The organism is Roseomonas sp. OT10 (assembly GCF_020991085.1).
Classification (GTDB): Bacteria; Pseudomonadota; Alphaproteobacteria; order Acetobacterales; family Acetobacteraceae; genus Roseomonas; species Roseomonas cutis.
The window spans coordinates 4,012,840-4,029,621 of record NZ_CP087719.1 but is presented as its reverse complement, the minus strand read 5'-3'; the positions used below and the strand labels follow the sequence as shown (position 1 = coordinate 4,029,621).

15 protein-coding genes are annotated in these 16,782 nt (G+C 73.3%); 4 read left to right on the top strand and 11 right to left on the bottom strand.

The window, feature by feature from the left end; translation table 11 throughout:
• Positions 1 to 4 precede the first annotated feature (4 nt).
• A complete protein-coding gene (locus LPC08_RS18340) occupies positions 5 to 403 on the bottom strand; it encodes a hypothetical protein (RefSeq protein WP_370643257.1) in 399 nt (132 codons plus the stop codon).
• 175 nt (positions 404 to 578) lie between these two features.
• Here LPC08_RS18340 and LPC08_RS18335 point away from each other — a divergent pair, with 175 nt between their 5' ends.
• Positions 579 to 1,223 carry a S24 family peptidase gene (locus LPC08_RS18335; RefSeq protein ID WP_230449673.1) on the top strand — a complete coding sequence of 215 codons (645 nt, stop codon included), beginning with the start codon at positions 579 to 581 and terminating at the stop codon, positions 1,221 to 1,223.
• Positions 1,224 to 1,776: 553 nt separating this feature from the next.
• Here the strand turns inward: LPC08_RS18335 and LPC08_RS18330 are convergent.
• The 4 genes from LPC08_RS18330 to LPC08_RS18315 form a co-directional block, all read right to left on the bottom strand.
• Positions 1,777 to 3,303 (bottom strand): hypothetical protein, encoded by a 1,527-nt coding sequence (locus tag LPC08_RS18330; protein ID WP_230449672.1) that lies wholly within the window; start codon positions 3,301 to 3,303, stop codon positions 1,777 to 1,779.
• Positions 3,300 to 4,757, bottom strand: coding sequence for a hypothetical protein (locus LPC08_RS18325; RefSeq protein ID WP_230449671.1), 1,458 nt, complete (start codon positions 4,755 to 4,757; stop codon positions 3,300 to 3,302). The genes LPC08_RS18330 and LPC08_RS18325 overlap by 4 nt, the downstream gene beginning before the upstream one ends.
• A 107-nt stretch (positions 4,758 to 4,864) precedes the next feature.
• Positions 4,865 to 6,319 (bottom strand): MBOAT family O-acyltransferase, encoded by a 1,455-nt coding sequence (locus LPC08_RS18320; protein WP_230449670.1) that lies wholly within the window; start codon positions 6,317 to 6,319, stop codon positions 4,865 to 4,867.
• A gap of 231 nt (positions 6,320 to 6,550) precedes the next feature.
• Positions 6,551 to 7,267 carry a response regulator transcription factor gene (locus tag LPC08_RS18315; protein WP_230449669.1) on the bottom strand — a complete coding sequence of 239 codons (717 nt, stop codon included), beginning with the start codon at positions 7,265 to 7,267 and terminating at the stop codon, positions 6,551 to 6,553.
• 210 nt (positions 7,268 to 7,477) lie between these two features.
• Here LPC08_RS18315 and ribA point away from each other — a divergent pair, with 210 nt between their 5' ends.
• Both ribA and LPC08_RS18305 read left to right on the top strand, forming a co-directional pair.
• Positions 7,478 to 8,671 (top strand): GTP cyclohydrolase II, encoded by a 1,194-nt coding sequence (gene ribA, locus LPC08_RS18310; RefSeq protein ID WP_230449668.1) that lies wholly within the window; start codon positions 7,478 to 7,480, stop codon positions 8,669 to 8,671.
• Positions 8,668 to 9,171: a L,D-transpeptidase family protein gene (locus tag LPC08_RS18305; RefSeq protein WP_230449667.1), complete on the top strand. Its 504-nt coding sequence runs from the start codon at positions 8,668 to 8,670 to the stop codon at positions 9,169 to 9,171. Before ribA ends, LPC08_RS18305 begins: the two co-directional genes overlap by 4 nt.
• Positions 9,172 to 9,224: 53 nt before the next feature.
• On the opposite strand, the gene hpxZ is transcribed toward LPC08_RS18305, so the two are convergent.
• From hpxZ to LPC08_RS18285, 4 genes are all read right to left on the bottom strand, one after another.
• Positions 9,225 to 9,605 (bottom strand): oxalurate catabolism protein HpxZ, encoded by a 381-nt coding sequence (gene hpxZ, locus LPC08_RS18300; protein WP_230449666.1) that lies wholly within the window; start codon positions 9,603 to 9,605, stop codon positions 9,225 to 9,227.
• 365 nt (positions 9,606 to 9,970) lie between these two features.
• Complete coding sequence (locus LPC08_RS18295) at positions 9,971 to 11,362, bottom strand: AtzE family amidohydrolase (protein WP_230449665.1); 1,392 nt, start codon at positions 11,360 to 11,362, stop codon at positions 9,971 to 9,973.
• Entirely contained in the window at positions 11,359 to 11,556 is a 198-nt protein-coding gene (locus LPC08_RS18290; RefSeq protein ID WP_230449664.1) for a DUF4089 domain-containing protein, read from the bottom strand. The genes LPC08_RS18295 and LPC08_RS18290 overlap by 4 nt, the downstream gene beginning before the upstream one ends.
• Positions 11,557 to 11,608: 52 nt before the next feature.
• On the bottom strand, positions 11,609 to 13,309 hold the full coding sequence (locus LPC08_RS18285) for a dipeptide ABC transporter ATP-binding protein (protein ID WP_230449663.1): 1,701 nt from the start codon (positions 13,307 to 13,309) through the stop codon (positions 11,609 to 11,611).
• 212 nt (positions 13,310 to 13,521) lie between these two features.
• On the opposite strand from LPC08_RS18285, the gene LPC08_RS18280 reads away from it, so the two are divergent.
• Positions 13,522 to 14,613, top strand: coding sequence for a TRAP transporter substrate-binding protein (locus tag LPC08_RS18280; RefSeq protein ID WP_230449662.1), 1,092 nt, complete (start codon positions 13,522 to 13,524; stop codon positions 14,611 to 14,613).
• 86 nt (positions 14,614 to 14,699) lie between these two features.
• Here the strand turns inward: LPC08_RS18280 and LPC08_RS18275 are convergent, their stop codons facing one another.
• On the bottom strand, positions 14,700 to 15,614 hold the full coding sequence (locus LPC08_RS18275) for an ABC transporter permease (RefSeq protein ID WP_230449661.1): 915 nt from the start codon (positions 15,612 to 15,614) through the stop codon (positions 14,700 to 14,702).
• Positions 15,611 to 16,621, bottom strand: coding sequence for an ABC transporter permease (locus tag LPC08_RS18270; protein ID WP_230449660.1), 1,011 nt, complete (start codon positions 16,619 to 16,621; stop codon positions 15,611 to 15,613). Before LPC08_RS18270 ends, LPC08_RS18275 begins: the two co-directional genes overlap by 4 nt.
• Positions 16,622 to 16,782 lie beyond the last annotated feature (161 nt).

The window sequence follows — 16,782 nt, the reverse complement described above, 5'->3', positions numbered from 1 at the left end:
AAAATCACGGGCGCTGCCGGGCGGCGAGCGACACCACGCGCGTCTCCTCGGGCGCGGGTGGCAGGGAGGGGTCGCCGGCGACGATGCCCTTCAGCTGCAACGGCCATTCCAGCCGGTCCAGCGCCTCGCTCCACAGACGGTGGTCGTGCCGCTCGCGCGGGGAGAGCGGGTTCGGACGCTCGCCCCGCTCGCCCCAGATGCGCAGGATGCGGGCATGGGCCAGGTCGATCCGGCGCTGGCGATAGAGCCGGTCGAGGCACTTCACCACGTCATCCGGCTCGCAGGGGCGCTCGACCAGTCCGCGCCCGGCCAGCACGCGCGCACCGTCGCGCCGGGCCACCAGCGCGGCCATGGTCCAGAACCAGGCCTCCTCGGCCGTCCGGAAGGGTTCCGACTTGGACATGGCGGAGAGTCGTCCGGGTCCGGCAGGTCGGGGGGAGGCGTTGGTCATCGGGGGCTGTCCTCGCCTTTAGGTTGAACAATACGTGAACATTGCGCTTCGACTCGATTGGGCGTCAAGTCCTCCTTAAGAGCATGTTCCTATTGTTTGTGGATAAAGAGCCTAGGATAATGCGCCCATGCAGCACAACGACATCTGGCGCGCCATCGACGCGCTGGCGGCGGAGAACGGACTCTCCCCCTCGGGTCTCGCGCGCAAGGCCGGGCTGGATCCGACCGCCTTCAACCCCTCGAAGCGGACAGGGCCGGATGGCCGCGCGCGCTGGCCCTCGACCGAGAGCGTGGCCAAGGTGCTGGACGCGACGGGAACCGGCATGGAAGCCTTCGCCAGCCTCATCACCGGCTCTCCCGGCAACTTCCGCGGCAGCGCCCGGCCGGTGCGCCGCATCCCGCTGATCGGCCTCGCCCAGGCCGGCAGCGCCGGCTACTTCGACGATGGCGGCTACCCGGCCGGCGCCGGCTGGGATGAGATCAGCGTGCCCGAGGTGCCCGATCCCAACGCCTACGCGCTGGAGATCTCGGGCGAATCCATGGAGCCGGTGTTCCGCGACGGCGACACCATCATCGTCTCGCCCTCCGCCCCGATCCGCCGCAGCGACCGGGTGGTGGTGCGGACGCGCGGCGGCGAGGTGATGGCCAAGGAACTGCTGCGCCAGTCCGCCCGCAAGGTGGAACTGGCCAGCCTGAACCCGGCACACCCGAACTACAGCTTCGACCTGGTCGAGATCACCTGGATGCACCGCATCGTCTGGGCCAGCCAGTAAGCGCGACGGCCTGACCGACAACCGACACGGCCGCCGCGCGCGTCGGCCCTCCCGGCGGGCCCCCGGGCCGGCTCATAGCCCCATCGGGGAAGGCAGAGCCTCCGTCGGACACGTGCGGCACCATGGGCGCCATCCCGCCCCATACGGACGGCGGGATGCGTTGATCCGTGCCGGCGTGGGGTGCGCCCGTTCCCCGGGGGCAAGGCTCTGCCTCGCCCCCGATACCCCCACTCCGCCAGGACCCTGCGGGCCCTGGACCCGATCGGCGCTGCCGCGGGACAGCCTGATACGGGGTCGAGGCGCCGAGGAGCCATGCTCCTCGGCGGGGCCGGCCGCCGCACTCGCTGACGCGCTCTGAAGCTTTATTCAGAGTCCCGCCTGTCCGCGCTTTCCCTGGGTTCAGCCGAGAGACTGACGGCAGCCACGAAGCACCAGACTCCCAGCGGGGACCGGGGCCCGCTTGTGGCCCCGGCAGGGGAGGGTCTGGGAGGGGACGGCGTCCCCTCCCGGTCCCACGCCCGAACATGCAGAACAACGGGTCATCCCGTCGGTATCAGGGCCGTGCGGCGACGCCCAGCAGCCGCAGACCGCGATCCGGTCCGGCGGCATCGGCGGGCGGCTGCGGCGCTGCGGGGCGCAGCACCAGTTCGACCCGTTCGGCATCCGCGGGCAGGGGCACCGTCAGCCATTGCGGATCGGGGCCGATCACGCCGCTGGCGGCCAGGCGGTTGGCGATCCAGGCCTCGACGCCGCGCGGCGCGCCCTGGGCCTGCAGGTGCAGGGCCAGGGACGGGTGCTTCGGGGGCAGTCGCAGGCGCAGCACCGCCGTGCCGCCACGGGTCCAGCGTGCCCCATCCTCCGGCGGCCACCAGCCGGCCACGGCCTCGATCTGCATGGTCGAGCCGCCGGGGACCTCGGCCCCGGCCGGCAGAGCCTCGCCGGGCCAGGCGGAGCGGGCGGGATGCGCCCGCTCCAGCGCCACGACGGTCGCCGCGAGGCCGGGGGGCGGTACTCCCTCCGGCCCCGAAAGCCCCGCCTGGCGCAGCAGGGTCAGCAGCCGCGCCGTGGCCGTCGCCCGGGCGGCGTGGTCCACGTGGTAGTAGGTGTCGCGCAGGGATTCCGGGCCGAAGCGGAAATCGCGCGGGTCGCCCAGGTAGAAGAGGCCTGCCCCGGCCAGGACGCCCCGCAGCCGCGCCAGGTAGCTCTCCAGCGCCGCCGGATCGGCATAGCAGTCCTCGCCGGCCACGACCGGCGGCACCAGCACCACCGATACGCCGCGGTCGTGCAGCCGGTCCAGCAGCCGCAGCAGCGTCGCCAGCCGGGCCGGGTCCGGTCCGCGCTCCAGCATGCCGTCGGGAAAGAGATAGCCATCGCAGGACAGGGCCTGCGCCTCGGGGCGCAGCTCCGCAGGGGGGAGGTCGGTCGCGCCGCCGTCGCGGTGCTCCTCGGCCAGCCAGCGGTGCATCTCCAGCAGGCGCGACGTGTCGTCGCGCTTGGCGCCGCGCAGCGTCGCGCCGGCATTGCGCCAGAGGATGGCGACGCCTTCGGAGAGCGGCAGGGCGGCGATGACCCGCAGCCGCTCCGCCCAGGGCAGGGACAGGAAGTAATGCGGCAGCAGCGTCGTCGCGGCGCGCAGGTAGCTCTCGTAGAGCGCGTCGGGGCGGTCGTAGTAGATCCACTCCAGGGGTAGCACCACGGCATCCCCCGGCCGCGCCCAGGCCAGCAGCCGCCACGCCTTGTGCTCGCCGTTGTAGCCACCGTTGTCGGCGATGGAGATCCCCGTCCGGTTCAGCCCATGGCCCAGCGCGGTCGCATCCAGTCCGTGCAGCGCGCTCGATCCGCTCTCCAGGATCAGCCGCGGGCCCGGCGCGTGCAGCAGCAGCGCCTCCCGCAGGTTGGGCACGTAGGGGTGGGGCACCAGCGCGGCGAAGCTGCCGACATAGAGCCCGGCCGCGACCGCCGCGCCGGCCAGCCCGGCCAGCAGCAGGCGCAGGCTGCGGCGGAGCCCGGCATGGCGGGGACCGGCGGGCCTGCCGGCCGCTTCGGGCGGGCGGGCCGGAGAGACGTCGCGGGGGCTCATGCGCGCGGCGTCACCCCCAGCAGCAGCACCCCCAGCCGGGGTGGCGCCTCCTCCCCGCGATGGGGCGGGGGCGGTGCGCCGGCGGGCGGGCGGAGCACCAGCTCGACCCGGTCGCGGCCAGGCGGCAGCGGCACCTCGACCACGGCCTCCTCCGGCCCGGGCGTGGCCTGGGCGACCACGATGCCGTCCAGCAGGATCTCCAGCGGCCGCGCCGGCTCCGGGCCGCGCAGCCGCAGGGCGAGGGCGCGCGTGCCGGAAGGCGGGCGCAGGCGCAGCACGGCGCCGACATCACGGGTCCAGCGCCCCTCGGGCCGCACCGGCCACCAGCCGGCCAGGGCGGTCAGGCGCACCGTGTCGGTGCCCGGGGTCTCGCGCCCGGCCGGCATGGCTTCGGGCCAGCGGTCGCCGCGTTCCTCCCGTTCCCGCCGAACCACCGTCTCGGCCAGGTCGGGCAGGGGGGCGGGGGGCGCGGCGAAGCCCGCCTCGCGCAGCAGCGGCAGCAGCCGGGCCGTCGCCTCGGCCCGGGCGGACGCATCGAGGTGGTAGTAGGTGTCGAGGATCGTCTCCGGCCCCATCCAGAAATCCCGCGGATCGCCCAGGAGCTGGAAGCCCCGTTCCGCGAGGATGGCGCGGACCTGCGCCAGATAGGCGTCCAGCGTGGCCGCTTCCACGTAGCAGTCCTCGCCGCCCACCACCGGGGGGACGAAGGCGACCTGGACTCCACGCCGGCGCAGCTTGTCCAGCAGCTCCATCAGCCGCCGCAGCCCGGCCGCATCGGGGGGGCGGTGACCGTCCTCCTGCAGGTAGAACATGAACTTGCCGCAGCTCATATGCGCGATCTCGGGCCGCAGGCCGCGCTTCGGCGGATTCTCCTCCCGCCCGTCGGCGCCGCGGTCGGCCAGGACGGCGAAGCGCTCCAGCCGGGTTTCCCGCCGCGCCGGCTGCCAGCCGCGCCACCAGCTCCCCGCATTGGACCAGAGCCGGGCGCTGGCGCCCGAGAGCGGCAGGGCGGCAAGCAGGCGCAGCCGCTGGTCCCAGGGAATGGCCTGGAAGTAGCCCGGATAGTAGCTGGTCGAGGCCTCCAGGTAGAAATCGGTGATGCGGTCCGGCGCGTCGTAGTACGGCCATTCCAGCGGCAGGATCACCGCATCCCCCGGCCGTGCCCATTCCAGCAGCCGCCACGCCTTGTGCACGAGGTTGTAGCCGGCATTGTCCGAGGCGGTGATGCCCACCCGGTTCAACCCGCGCCCCAGCTCCGTCGCATCGAGGCCGTAGAGGCCGTTGGAGCCGCTGTCGACGATCAGCCGTGGGCCCGGCGCGTCGGCCAGCAGCACCTCGCGGTAGATCGAGCCGGGGGCCGGGGGCACCAGCGCGTTGAACAGCGCGACATAGGCGGCCGCCAGCAACGCCGCGCCGGCCAGGGCGGCACCCAGCAGGGCAAGGGCGCGTCTCATGGCCCGGCTCCCCCGGGGCCCCATCGTGGTCCCGGGGGAGGGGGGGAGGCGGCGCCTCTCCCCGCGGGTGCCACGCTGTCCCGAAGCCGCACGGACATGCGCACGGCTCAGAAGTTGAAGTACAGGAAGGGCGATTCCGCCGGCCCGGTCAGCCCGGCCATCAGCGCCGCCAGGGCCGCCGCCCCGGCCAGCCCGGCGGCGGCCCAGGCGCCGCGGGTACGGCCGGCGAGCGCCTTCTCGATGGCGATGCTGTTGGGGGCGAGGAAGGCGATCGCCGCGGCCAGCCCGATCAGGTCGCCGGCATTGCCCGAGAGCGGGACACGTGGCGTGCCGTCGGCCGGATCGAGGCCCACCATGCCGCCCAGGACCAGCAGGGCGGAATCCAGCGTGGTGGCCCGGAAGAACACCCAGGCGAAGACCACGAAGACGAAGGTGCCGAGCCAGGTGGCGAGGCTGAAGGCGCCGCGCCCGACGCGCCCGGTCGGCGCCAGGCGGCCGAAGCGGCCACGCACCAGATGCGTCGCCGCCAGCATCAGGCCGTGCAGCGTGCCCCAGATCACGAAGGTCCAGGCGGCGCCGTGCCACAGCCCGCCCAGCACCATGGTCAGGAACAGGTTGCGGTAGCGCAGCAGCGGCCCGCCCCGGTTCCCGCCGAGGGCGATGTAGAGGTAGTCCCGCAGCCAGCGCGACAGGGTCATGTGCCAGCGGCGCCAGAACTCGACGAGGTTCGTCGCCTTGTAGGGGCTGTCGAAATTGGCCGGGAAGCGCACGCCGAAGATGCGCGCGAGCCCGACGGCCATGTCGGAATAGCCGGAGAAGTCGAAGTAGAGCTGGAAGGTGTAGGCCAGCGCCCCCAGCCAGGCCTGGCCGAGATCGGGCGCATGCCCCTGGGCCGCCGCGCCGAAGACGGCGTCCGCGATGGGGGAGAGGTTGTCCGCCAGCACCAGCTTCTTGGCGGCGCCGATGGCGAGCAGGGCGAAGCCCTCCACCGCGTCGGACGCCGCCTCGTCTAGCGGGCGGCGGCCGCGCTGGAACTGCGGGATCATCTCGGAATGGTGGATGATCGGCCCGGCCAGCAGATGCGGGAAGAAGGTGACGAAGAGGGCGTATTCCACCGGCCCGTGCCGCCCGCGCTTCCCCTTCAGGCAGTCGGTCAGGTAGGCGATCTGGGTGAAGGTGAAGAACGAGATGCCCAGCGGCAGGGCGATCTCCGGGATCTGGAAGCCGTCCAGCCGCAGCAGCCAGAAGACGTTGCCGGAGACGAAGGCCGTGTACTTGAAGGCCCCCAGCAGCAGCAGGTTCGCCGCCACGCCGAGGAACAGCAGCGCCCGCTTGCCGTGCGGCGCCGCCCCCTCGATCCGAGCGCCCATGAAGTAGTTGAAGGCGATGGACCCGATCAGCACCGGCAGATGGTCCAGCCGCCACCAGGCGTAGAAGAACAGGCTAGCCAGCAGCAGCAGGAGCCAGCGCGTCCGGCGCATGGCCCCCGCTTCCGTCCCCCAGTCGAGGAACAGGACAACCGGCAGGAAGCGAGTGAGGAAGACGGCGGAGGTGAAGATCACGGGCGGGGTGGCTGGCGGTGGCCGTTCTGCCTACCGTCTGGGGGCAGTCGCGGCAATGCCACCGCGGGTAACCAAGCAACACCGTGACCCGGCTGCATCAGCTCATGGCGCGGCGCCCCAGCGGGTGCGCCCTGGGGCCGCGTGCTCTCAATCCCGCTGTCAGGACCGCCATCGGGGCGGGGCCGGCCGCCCCCGGGCATGGCGCCGGGGCCGAGTGAACGGCCCCGGCGGTCAGGCCGCGACGCGGCCCGCGGCGGGATCGAGGCGGTAGCCGCCGCCCTCGGTCAGCAGCAGGGCGGCGTTGGTCGGGTCCTGCTCGATCTTCTGCCGCAGCCGGTAGATGTGGGTCTCCAGCGTGTGCGTGGTCACGGCGGCGTTGTAGCCCCAGACCTCGTTCAGCAGGACCTGCCGCGCCACCGGGCGTCCGCCGGCGCGGTAGAGGAACTTCAGGATCGAGCATTCCTTCTCGGTCAGCCGGATCCGCCGGTTCTTCGCCATGTCCTGCAGCACCTTGGCCGCCGGCCGGAAGGTGTAGGGACCGACGATGAAGACCGCGTCCTCGCTGTTGTCGAAGACGCGCAACTGGGCGCGCAGCCGGGCCAGCAGCTCGTTGATGCGGAAGGGCTTGGCGATGTAGTCGTTCGCCCCCGCGTCGAGCCCGCGCACGACGTCCGTCTCGGCATCCGCGCCCGTCAGCATGATGACGGGAATGCGCACGCCCTCCCGGCGCAACTGGGCGCAGAGGTCGCGGCCGTCGCCATCGGGCAGGCCGATGTCCAGCAGGACCGCGTCGAAGCGCGCCCCAGGCTCGAGCAGCAGACGACTGCCTTCCTCGGAGGAGGACGCCTCTTGCGCCGTGAACTCGCCCTCCAGGGAGAGCTGTTCGGCCAGGGTGGCGCGAAGGGCGGCGTCGTCGTCCACAATCAGGATCGGCCGCGGGCCGGTCATGCCATCCTCAGTGCTTGCTTTGCCGGCAGGCAGTACGGCCGCCGGCGATGTTCGCAGATTGTGCCCATTCGGGGTCCAACTCGCAAGGTCGTGCCTCTCGCTCTTGTGTCAAGCGGCCCTGCCGCAGGACATCCAACGCAGCAGGGGTGCGAAGTGTCGCAAGAGGACCACATTGGCAGGCAACAAACGGCAGGAATGAAAGACCAGCCCATGAGTCAGAACGCGGGAGGCCCTGCTGAGGCGAGGCCCCTGACGCGATTCGCGCCAGATCCGGCCTCCCCGGGCGCCGGGGCCGGCCTGTCCGGGCGGGAGGCCGTCCTCGCCCTGCGCCAGGTCCACCGGGCGCTGGGCGAACTGCGCCGCGGCACGCCGGTCCGCATCGCCGGCCCCGAGGGGCAGACGCTCGTCGCCGCCGCGGCCGAGACCGTCTCTGCCCGTAGCCTGGCGGAACTCGCCGCCATCGCCCTGGCCACGCCCGTCCTGTTGCTGGCCCCGACCCGCGCCGCCGCCGTGCTGGCCCGCCCGCTGGAGGCGGAGGCCGGCCCGGTTGGCCTGCGCCTGCCGCCGGCCCTGCTGGCTCCCGAGGCGCTGCGCGGCCTTGCCGACCCGACGGCGGCGACGCTGCTGCCGGAGGCCGCGCAGGTGGTGCCCGCCCCGCCCCTGGCCGCGGCGGCGATCGCCCTGGCCAAGCTGGGCCGGCTGCTGCCCGCCCTGGTCGCGGCCCCGGCCGCGTCCTCCACCGGGGACGCGCTGCTCTCCGTCCCGGTCGAGGCGGTGCTGTCCTACCCGGACACCGTGGCGACCACCCTGGCCCGCGTCGCCGAGGCGCAGGTGCCGCTGGAGGATGCCCCGGATGCCCGGATCGTCGCCTTCCGCGCGGCGGATGGCGGCATCGAGCACCTGGCGATCCTGGTCGGCGCGCCCGAGGCCCTGGCCGCGCGCGGCGAGGCGCCCCTGGCGCGGGTGCATTCGGAATGCTTCACCGGCGACCTGCTGGGCTCGTTGCGCTGCGACTGCGGGCCGCAGTTGCGCGGCGCCATCGCGCGCATGGCCGAGGAGGGCGCGGGCGTGCTGCTCTACCTGGCGCAGGAGGGCAGAGGCATCGGTCTGGTGAACAAGCTCCGCGCCTACCGCCTCCAGGATGCGGGGCTGGATACGCTGGATGCCAACCGCGCCCTGGGCTACGGCGCGGACGAGCGGAACTTCCTGGTCGCGGCGGAGATGCTGCGTGCCCTGGGCATCCCGCGTGTGCGGCTGCTGACCAACAACCCGGACAAGGTGGCGGGGCTCGCCGCCTGCGGCATCGCCGTGCCGGAGCGGGTGGGGCACCGCATCGCCGCCAACGGGGTGAACGACCACTACCTCGACACCAAGGCGCGCCGCTTCGGTCATCTGCTGGGATGATCGGGCTGGTCCGCCCCACCGAGCGGAGCCAGGGCATCCTGCGCCTGGGCCGCGAGGCCTGGCGATGCGCCCTTGGCCGCGGCGGGGTGCGGGCCGACAAGTCGGAGAGCGACGGCGCCACCCCGACCGGCCCGCTGCCCCTGCGCCGTATCCTCTATCGCGCCGACCGCCTGCCTCCGCCGGCCTGCTTCGTGCCGGTGGAGCCGATCGGCCCGCAGGATGGCTGGTGCGACGACCCGTCCCACCCCGACTACAACCGCCCGGTCGCGCTGCCCCATCCCGCCCGGCACGAGGAGCTGTGGCGGCAGGACGGCGTCTACGACGTGATCGGCGTCCTGGGCTGGAACGACGCGCCGGTGGTGCGCCACCGCGGCAGCGCCATCTTCCTGCACGTCGCCCGGCCGGGCTACGGCCCCACCGAAGGCTGCGTCGCCCTGGCCTTGCCCGACCTGCTGGCGGCCCTGTCCGCCGGGCTGACCGGGCTACAGGTCGAGGGCTGATCCCGCGCGCGGGCTGTGGGGTGGCCCCGTGCCAGGGGAAGCCCGGCCGGGCGCTACTCCGCCACGAGGCTCACATGCGCCGCGACCACCCGCCAGCCTTCGGGGAAGCGGACCCAGCTCTGGCTCTGCCGCCCGACCTTCCCCGGGGCGCTGTCGCGGCGGAACATCGTGTTGGCCGTGGCGAAGTCGCGGCCATAGGTGGTGATCACCGTCCGCTCCAGCGTCCGCTCCAGCCCCACCGAGGGACGGGCGCGGCGGAAGGCCCGGATCTCCTCCATGCCATACAGGTTCTCCATGGCGCCGTAGCGGATCGTCTCCGGCCCGTCGCGGAACAACTCCTCCAGCACCGGCACGTCATTGGTGACCAGCGCTCGCTCGTAGCGGGCAAAGGCGGCCTCGACCTCGGCCACCACCCCGGGAATGTTCAACTCCATCGCGCGTTCCTCTCGTGTCTGGCGCTGTTCCGATGCCTGGCGGGCCCGCCAGGGGGAAAGGCGCCGCCTTTCCCCCGGACCCCTCCTATCCGCCAGGAGCAGAGCCCTTGGATCCCTTTTCACGGACGCCGGGGCGCGCCGGGGAGCCCGGCTCCCCGGGCGACTGCGGCCTCGGCGCAAGCGGCCGTTGATTCTTCCCCGGTGCCCCGCCTGTCCGCGCTCTCCCGGGGATCAGCCCGCAGTCTGACGCCCACCGCGTGGAGCCAACTCCCAGCGGGGTCCGGGGCCCGCTCGTGGCCCCGGCAGAGGGGGGCCTGGGGCGAGGCGGAGCCTCCCTCCGGGCGGGCGCAACGAGGCCCCACGGATCACAGCGCCGCCACGGGCGCCGTCGCCACTCCGGCCGCTTCCAGGGTGCGGGCGACGCGCAGCGCGAGGTCTTCGCGCCAGGGGGCGGCGATCACCTGGACGCCGAGCGGCAGGCCGTCATCGACGCGCACGGGCACGGCGGCCACGGGCAGGCCGATGAACGAGATTGGCTGGGTGAAGACGCCCAGGTTGGGGCGCAGCGGCAGGGTGACGCCGTCCAGCACCAGGGTGGACTGCCCCAGCCTCGGGGCGCGGCAGGGGGTGGAGGGGGCGAGCAGCACGTCCACCTCCTCGAACAGCGCCAGCACCTGGTCGCGGTACCAGCGGCGGAAGCGCTGGGCGCCGGCGACCCAGGCGGCCGGGATGGTGGCGCCGGCGATCAGGCGGTCGCGGGTCGCCGGGTCGAAGTCCCCGGCCCGGGCGCGCAGCCGGTTGAGGTGGAGGTTCGCGCCCTCCGAGGCGGTGATGGTGTAGGCGGCGGCGCGGGCGCGGGCGGCCTCGGGCAGCTCCACCACGTCGGCGGCACCCAGCGCCCGGGCGGCGAGGGCGACGGCCTGGAACACCTCCGGCTCGCCGTTGCGGCTGAAATGGCTGCCCAGCATGGCGATGCGCAGCCCGCCGATGCCATCCTCCAGCGTGGGCAGGGCGGGCTCCGCATCGCGCCGGGCGCAGGCGGGGTCCTCCGGGTCGGGCCCCTGCATGGCGTCGTAGGCGAGGGCGAGATCGGTCACCGAGCGGGCGAAGGGGCCGAGGTGGTCGAAGCTGCCGACGAAGGGGAAGGTCCGCGCCCGGCTCAGCCGGCCGTACGTCGGCTTCAGCCCGAAGATGCCACAGAGCGCCGCGGGCACGCGGATCGAGCCGTTGGTGTCCGAACCCAGCGCCAGCGGCACCAGCCCGCCCGCCACCGCCGCCCCCGAGCCGCCGGAGGAGCCGCCGGTCATCCGCGTCAGGTCGTGCGGGTTGCGCGAGGGGCCGTCATGGGCGTTCTCGCCGGTGAAATCGTAGGCGTACTCGCCCATGTTCAGCGCGCCCACCAGGATGGCGCCCTGTGCCTCCAGCCGGGCGATCAGCGGGCCGTCCGCCTCCGCCGGCGGGCGCTCCCGGTTGATCTTCGAGCCGGCCCGGGTCGGCAGCCCCGCCACGTCGAACAGGTTCTTCACGGCAAAGGGCACGCCGGCCAGGGGGGCATCGCGCTCACCCGCGGCATCCATCGCCGCCGCCCGCGCCAGGGCGCGCTCGGACAGCACATTAGTGAAGGCGTTGGTGCGGCCGTCGCGGGCGAAGATGCGGGCCAGCGCCGCCTCCACCACCTGCCGCGCCGTCACCTCGCCGGACCGCACCGCGGCGGCGATGGCGGCCGCGGGGGCACCGTCCTCCAGCGCCGCGCTCATGCGCGGAACACCGGGGCCGGTTCCGCCTCGTCGGGCAGCGGGAAGTCCAGCACCGCCCCCGCCGCGAGCGCCAGGGTGCGCAGGTTGGCCAGCGCCTCCGCCCGCCAGGCGGGGTCGATCACGATCCCCAGCAGCGCGGCGGAGGCATCGAGATGCGCCAGCAGCGCGTCGTCGTCGGGGGGCAGGGGGGGCATCGGGCGCCTCGGGCAGGTTTGGTCGGTGTCGGGGGTTCGGCGTCGGGCGCCGTCAGACCGGCGGATGCGGGATCGCGGCCAGCAGCTCGCGCGTATAGGCCGCCTGCGGCGCTTCCAGGACCTGGGCGGCCGGGCCTTCCTCCACGATGCGTCCGGCGCGCATCACGATCACCCGGTCGCAGAGCAGCCGGACCACGTGCAGGTCGTGGCTGACGAAAAGATAGCTCATCCCCAGCCGGTCCTTCAGGTCCTGCAGCAGGTTCAGCACCACGGCCTGCACCGAAACGTCCAGCGCCGCGGTCGGCTCGTCCAGGATCACCAGCTCCGGGTTCAGGGCGATGGCGCGGGCGATGCCCACGCGCGCCTTCTGCCCGCCGGAGAGCTGGTGCGGAAAGCGGTCCAGCAGCGGCAGCGGCAGGCCGACCAGCGTCGCCAGCTCCTCGCAGCGCGCCCGCAGCGCGTCGCGGCGGACCGATCCCATTCGCAGGATCGGATCCGCGATGGCGCGCAGCGCGGTGTGGCGCGGGTTCAGGCTGTCCGTCGGGTCCTGGAAGACCATCTGGATCCTCGGCCGCAGCGGCAGCCGGGCGAAGCCGCGCGACGGGATGCCGCCGATCTCCCGGCCGTCGAAGCGGATGCTGCCGGAGGTCGGGTCGAGCAGCCGCATCACCATCATCGAGGTGGTGGACTTGCCGCAGCCGGATTCGCCCACCAGCCCGACGCTCTCGCCGCGCCGCACCTCGAAGCCGATGCCGTCCACGGCGCGGAAGGGTGCGTCCTCGCCCGCCCCGGCCTTGCCGGTCAGCCTCGCCAGGAAGCCGCCGACGCCCTGGCGCGGGAACTCCTTCACCAGGTCGCGCACCTCCAGCAGCGGCATGCCCCGATCCGGCGCGCCGTCCGGCGCGGACGGCGGCAGCGGCGTCGCCGTGCCCTCGGGCAGCAGGTCGCGCAGCCCGGCGCCGGGCCGCGGCGTGGCCCGCATCAGCCGCCGGGTATAGGCATGGCTGGGGCGGCGGAAGATCTCGGCCGCCGCGGCCGCCTCCACCACCCGGCCCTTCTCCATCACCACCACCCGGTCGCAATAGGCGGCGGCAAGGCCGAGGTCGTGGGTGATCAGCAGGGTGGACATGCCCCGCGCCCGGGTCAGCTCCACGACGAGGTCCATCACCGCCTTCTGCGTGGTCACGTCCAGACCCGTGGTCGGCTCGTCCGCGATCAGCAGCTGCGGCCGGCAGGCGAGCGCGAGGGCGATGACGATGCGCTGGCACATGCCGCCCGACAGCTCGAAGGGATAGGCGTGGTAGCGCTCCTCCGGCCGGGCGATGCGCACCTGCTCCAGCGCCTCGATCGCCCGCGCCTTCGCGGTGGCGGAGGTCGCCTGGCCGTGGCGCAGCAGCACGTCCTCGATCTGGCGGCCGACCTTGCGGATCGGGTTCAGCGCCGCGCGGGGATTCTGGAAGATCATGGAGATCTCCCGACCCCGCATGTCCTGCATCGCCGGCTCCGGCAGGGCGGGCAGCGACACCCCCCCGAAGGTCACGCTGCCCTGGGCGATCCGACCGGCCCTGTCGAGGATGCGCATGACCGCATAGGAGGTGACGGACTTGCCGGAGCCGGATTCGCCGACGATCCCGATCGTCTCGCCCTTGGCGAGCGAGAGGTCCACCTGCTCGACCGCCCGCACGATGCCCCGACGGGTGGCGAACTCCACCGTCAGGTCGCGGACCTCCAGCAGCGGTGCGGAACGGGTCATCGCCAGCCTCCCTGCCTCGGCACGCCTTCCCCCTGGTCCTGCAGCCCATGCTGTGCCAATGGCGCGCGCATCGTTCCGGCGACGGTGACCCTGGCGGCGGCTGCCCTGGCAAGGCCCGGGCCAGTCCGCCGTCGGGCGATCCGCGTCGGTACAGCCGCCGGTTGTGCAAATGCCGGGCCAAAGGGCCCGCGGGTTGGAGGAAACCGCTTCCGATGAATCGCCGCTCCCTGCTCCGCCAGGCCGGGCTGGCCGGCACCGCCGCCGCGGCGGTGTCCGCCCCGGCCGTGGTCTCCGCCCAGCCGGCGCTGCGCTGGCGTCTGACCTCCTCCTATCCGAAGAACCTGGAGGTGATCTTCGGCGCGGCCGAGGTCTTCGCCCGCACCGTGGCCGAGCTGACGGACGACCGCTTCCGCATCAGCGTCTTCGGCCCCGGCGAGATCGCGCCCGCGCTGCAGGCGCTGGATGCCGTGCAGCAGGGCAGCGTGGAGTGCTGCCACACCGCCAGCTTCTTCTACACGGGCAAGAGCGAGGCCTTCGCCTTCGGCACCAACATGCCCTTCGGCCTCAACACGCGGCAGCAGCACGCCTGGCTGTACGATGGCGGCGGCATCGACCTGCTCAACGAGGTGTCGCGCAAGTTCAACTGCTTCGGCCTGCCGCTGGGCAGCACCGGCGCGCAGATGGGCGGCTGGTTCCGCAAGGAGGTGCGGACGCTGGCCGACCTCAACGGCCTGAAGATGCGCATCGGCGGGCTGGGCGGCACGGTGCTGAGCCGGGTCGGCGGCGTGCCGCAGCAGCTCGCGGGCGGGGATCTCTACCCGGCGCTGGAGCGCGGCACGATCGACGCGGTGGAGTGGCTGGGCCCCTATGACGACGAGAAGCTGGGCTTCTTCCGCGTCGCGCCCTTCTACTACTACCCCGCCTGGTGGGAGGGCGCGGCGACCACCTACTTCTACGCCAACCTCGACCAGTACAACGCCCTGCCCAAATCGTATCAGGCGGCGATCCGCCAGGGCTGCCTGGAGGCGACGACCTGGATGCTGGCGCGCTACGACATCCGCTCGCCCGACGCGCTGCGGCGCCTCGTCGCCCAGGGCACGCAGCTCCGCCCCTTCTCGCGCGAGATCATGGACGGCTGCTACGCCAAGGCGGTCGAGCTGGAGAAGGAGATCGCCGGCCGCAACCCGGACTTCGCGAAGATCTACGAGAGCTGGTCCAAGGCCCGCGACGAGATGCGCCTGTGGCACCGCGTCGCGGAGCTGACCTTCGACAACTACGCGGCGAGCGTGTCCGCGCGCCGCTGAGGCGGCGCCGCGCCTGGCCCCCGGGGGAGGCCCGGCCCTTCCCGCCGGGGGCGGAGCCCGCCCCGCGGGGGGCTGCGCCGGTGCCGTCACGTCCGCCTCTGCGGATCGACGATGTCGCGCAGCCCGTCGCCGAGGAGGTTGAAGCAGAAGACGGCGAGCATCAGGGCCAGGCCGGGGAACAGCGCGATCCACCATTCGCCGGAGACGATGAAGCTCGCGCCCTCCGCCACCATGATCCCCCATTCGGGGGTGGGCGGGCGGACGCCCAGGCCGATGAAGGACAGGCCCGCGGCATTGAGGATGGCATAGCCCATGGTCAGCGACATCTGCACCGCCATCAGGGGCAGGATGTTGGGCAGGATGGTGGTCAGCACCACGCGGGCCTCGCTGTTGCCGGTCAGGCGCGCGGCCTGCACGTAGCCGGCGTTGCGGCGGATGCTGGCCTCGGCGCGGGCGAGGCGGGCGTAGAGCGGGAAGTTCACGATCGCGGTCGCGATGACGATGTTGGTCACCGTGTTGCCCAGCGCCGCGACGATGCCCATGGCCAGCACGAAGAGGGGGAAGGCCATGATGGTGTCGGCCAGCCGCCCCACGATCCGGTCTGTCCAGCCGCCGAAATAGCCGGCCGCGACGCCGGCGAGGCCGCCGAAGACGAAGACGAGGGCCACGGAGAACAGGGCGATGCCCATGTCCAGCCGGGTGGCGACGATCACGCGGCTGAGGATGTCGCGGCCGAGCTGGTCGGTCCCGAACCAGTGCGCGGCGGAGGGCGGCCGCAGCGCGACGGCGGTGTCGCTGGCCAGCGGGTCGTAGGGCGCGATCCAGGGGCCGAGGATGGCGCAGAGGGCGAGCAGGGCGAACAGCAGGAAGGAGAAGCCGGTGACCGGATTCTCGGCCGCGACGTAGCGGGCATGGCGCCACAGGGCCGCCAGGGGGCTGCCCGGCGGCACCGGGACGGGCTCCGCCCCGGCGGCGGCCCGGACGGGGATCACCTCGGTCATGCCACCCCCATGCGCGGGTCGATCACGCCGTAGAGCAGGTCGATGGCGAGGTTCAGCAGCACGTAGAGCACCGCCATCACCAGCACGAAGCCCTGCACGGGCGCGTAGTCGGAGGCGATCAGCGCCTCCACCGCGTAGGAGCCGATGCCGGGCCAGGCGAAGACCTTCTCCACCAGCACGTTGGCGCCCAGAAGGAAGGAGAAGACCATGCCCAGCGTGGTCAGCACCGGCAGCATCGCGTTGCGGAAGGCGTAGGTGAGGACCACCGTCCGCCCCGTCAGCCCGCTGGCCCGCGCCGTGCGCACGAAGTCGGAGGCGAGCACCGCCAGCATCGAGGCGCGGGTGATGCGGGCCAGCGGGGCGAGCGCGAAGACGGCGAGGGTGGCGGCCGGCAGGGCGAGCTGCGACAGGGCGGCGAGGAAGGTCTCCGCATCGCCGGCCAGGGCGCTGTCGATGAGGAAGAAGCCGGTGATCCGGGCCGGCTCGCTGGCGAAGGCGTCCAGCCGGCCCAGCGGCGCCGGGGCCCAGCCGAGCACGAAGTAGAAGACGTAGACGGCCAGCAGCCCGGTGAAGAAGACCGGCAGGGAGACCCCCGCCGTGGTGACGATGCGGCAGAGGTGGTCGATCCAGGAGCCCTGCTTCAGCGCCGCGAGGATGCCCAGCGGGATGGCGATGGCCATGGCCAGCAGCAGGCCGAGCAGGGTCAGCTCGGCCGAGGCGGGCAGCCGCGCGGCGATCTCCGCCGCCACGGGCTGGCCGGTGGTGAGCGAGGTGCCGAGCTCGCCGCGGGCGAGGTCGGAGACATAGCGCACGAACTGCTCCGGCAGCGGCCGGTCGAGCCCGAGCTTGCCGCGGATCTCCGCGATGGCCTGCGGCGTGGCGGCGGGGCCTGCGAAATAGGCGGCGGTGTCGCCCGGCAGCACGCGGGTGAGCAGGAAGGTGACGATCACCACCCCGACGATGCTCGGGATGGCGGTGCCCAGCCGGGCGAGGACGGTCCGCAGCATCGCGCTATCCCCCGGCCGGGACGCGACGGGCGGCCGGGGGGCGCCCCACGCCTGGCCGCGTGCGTCCGGGGGAGGCAGGGGATGCGCGGCGCGGCATGGGCAGGCTCCCGAAGATCGGGGCCGCCCCTTCAAGCGGCGTGCCAGCCGGGGAGGGGGGAGGG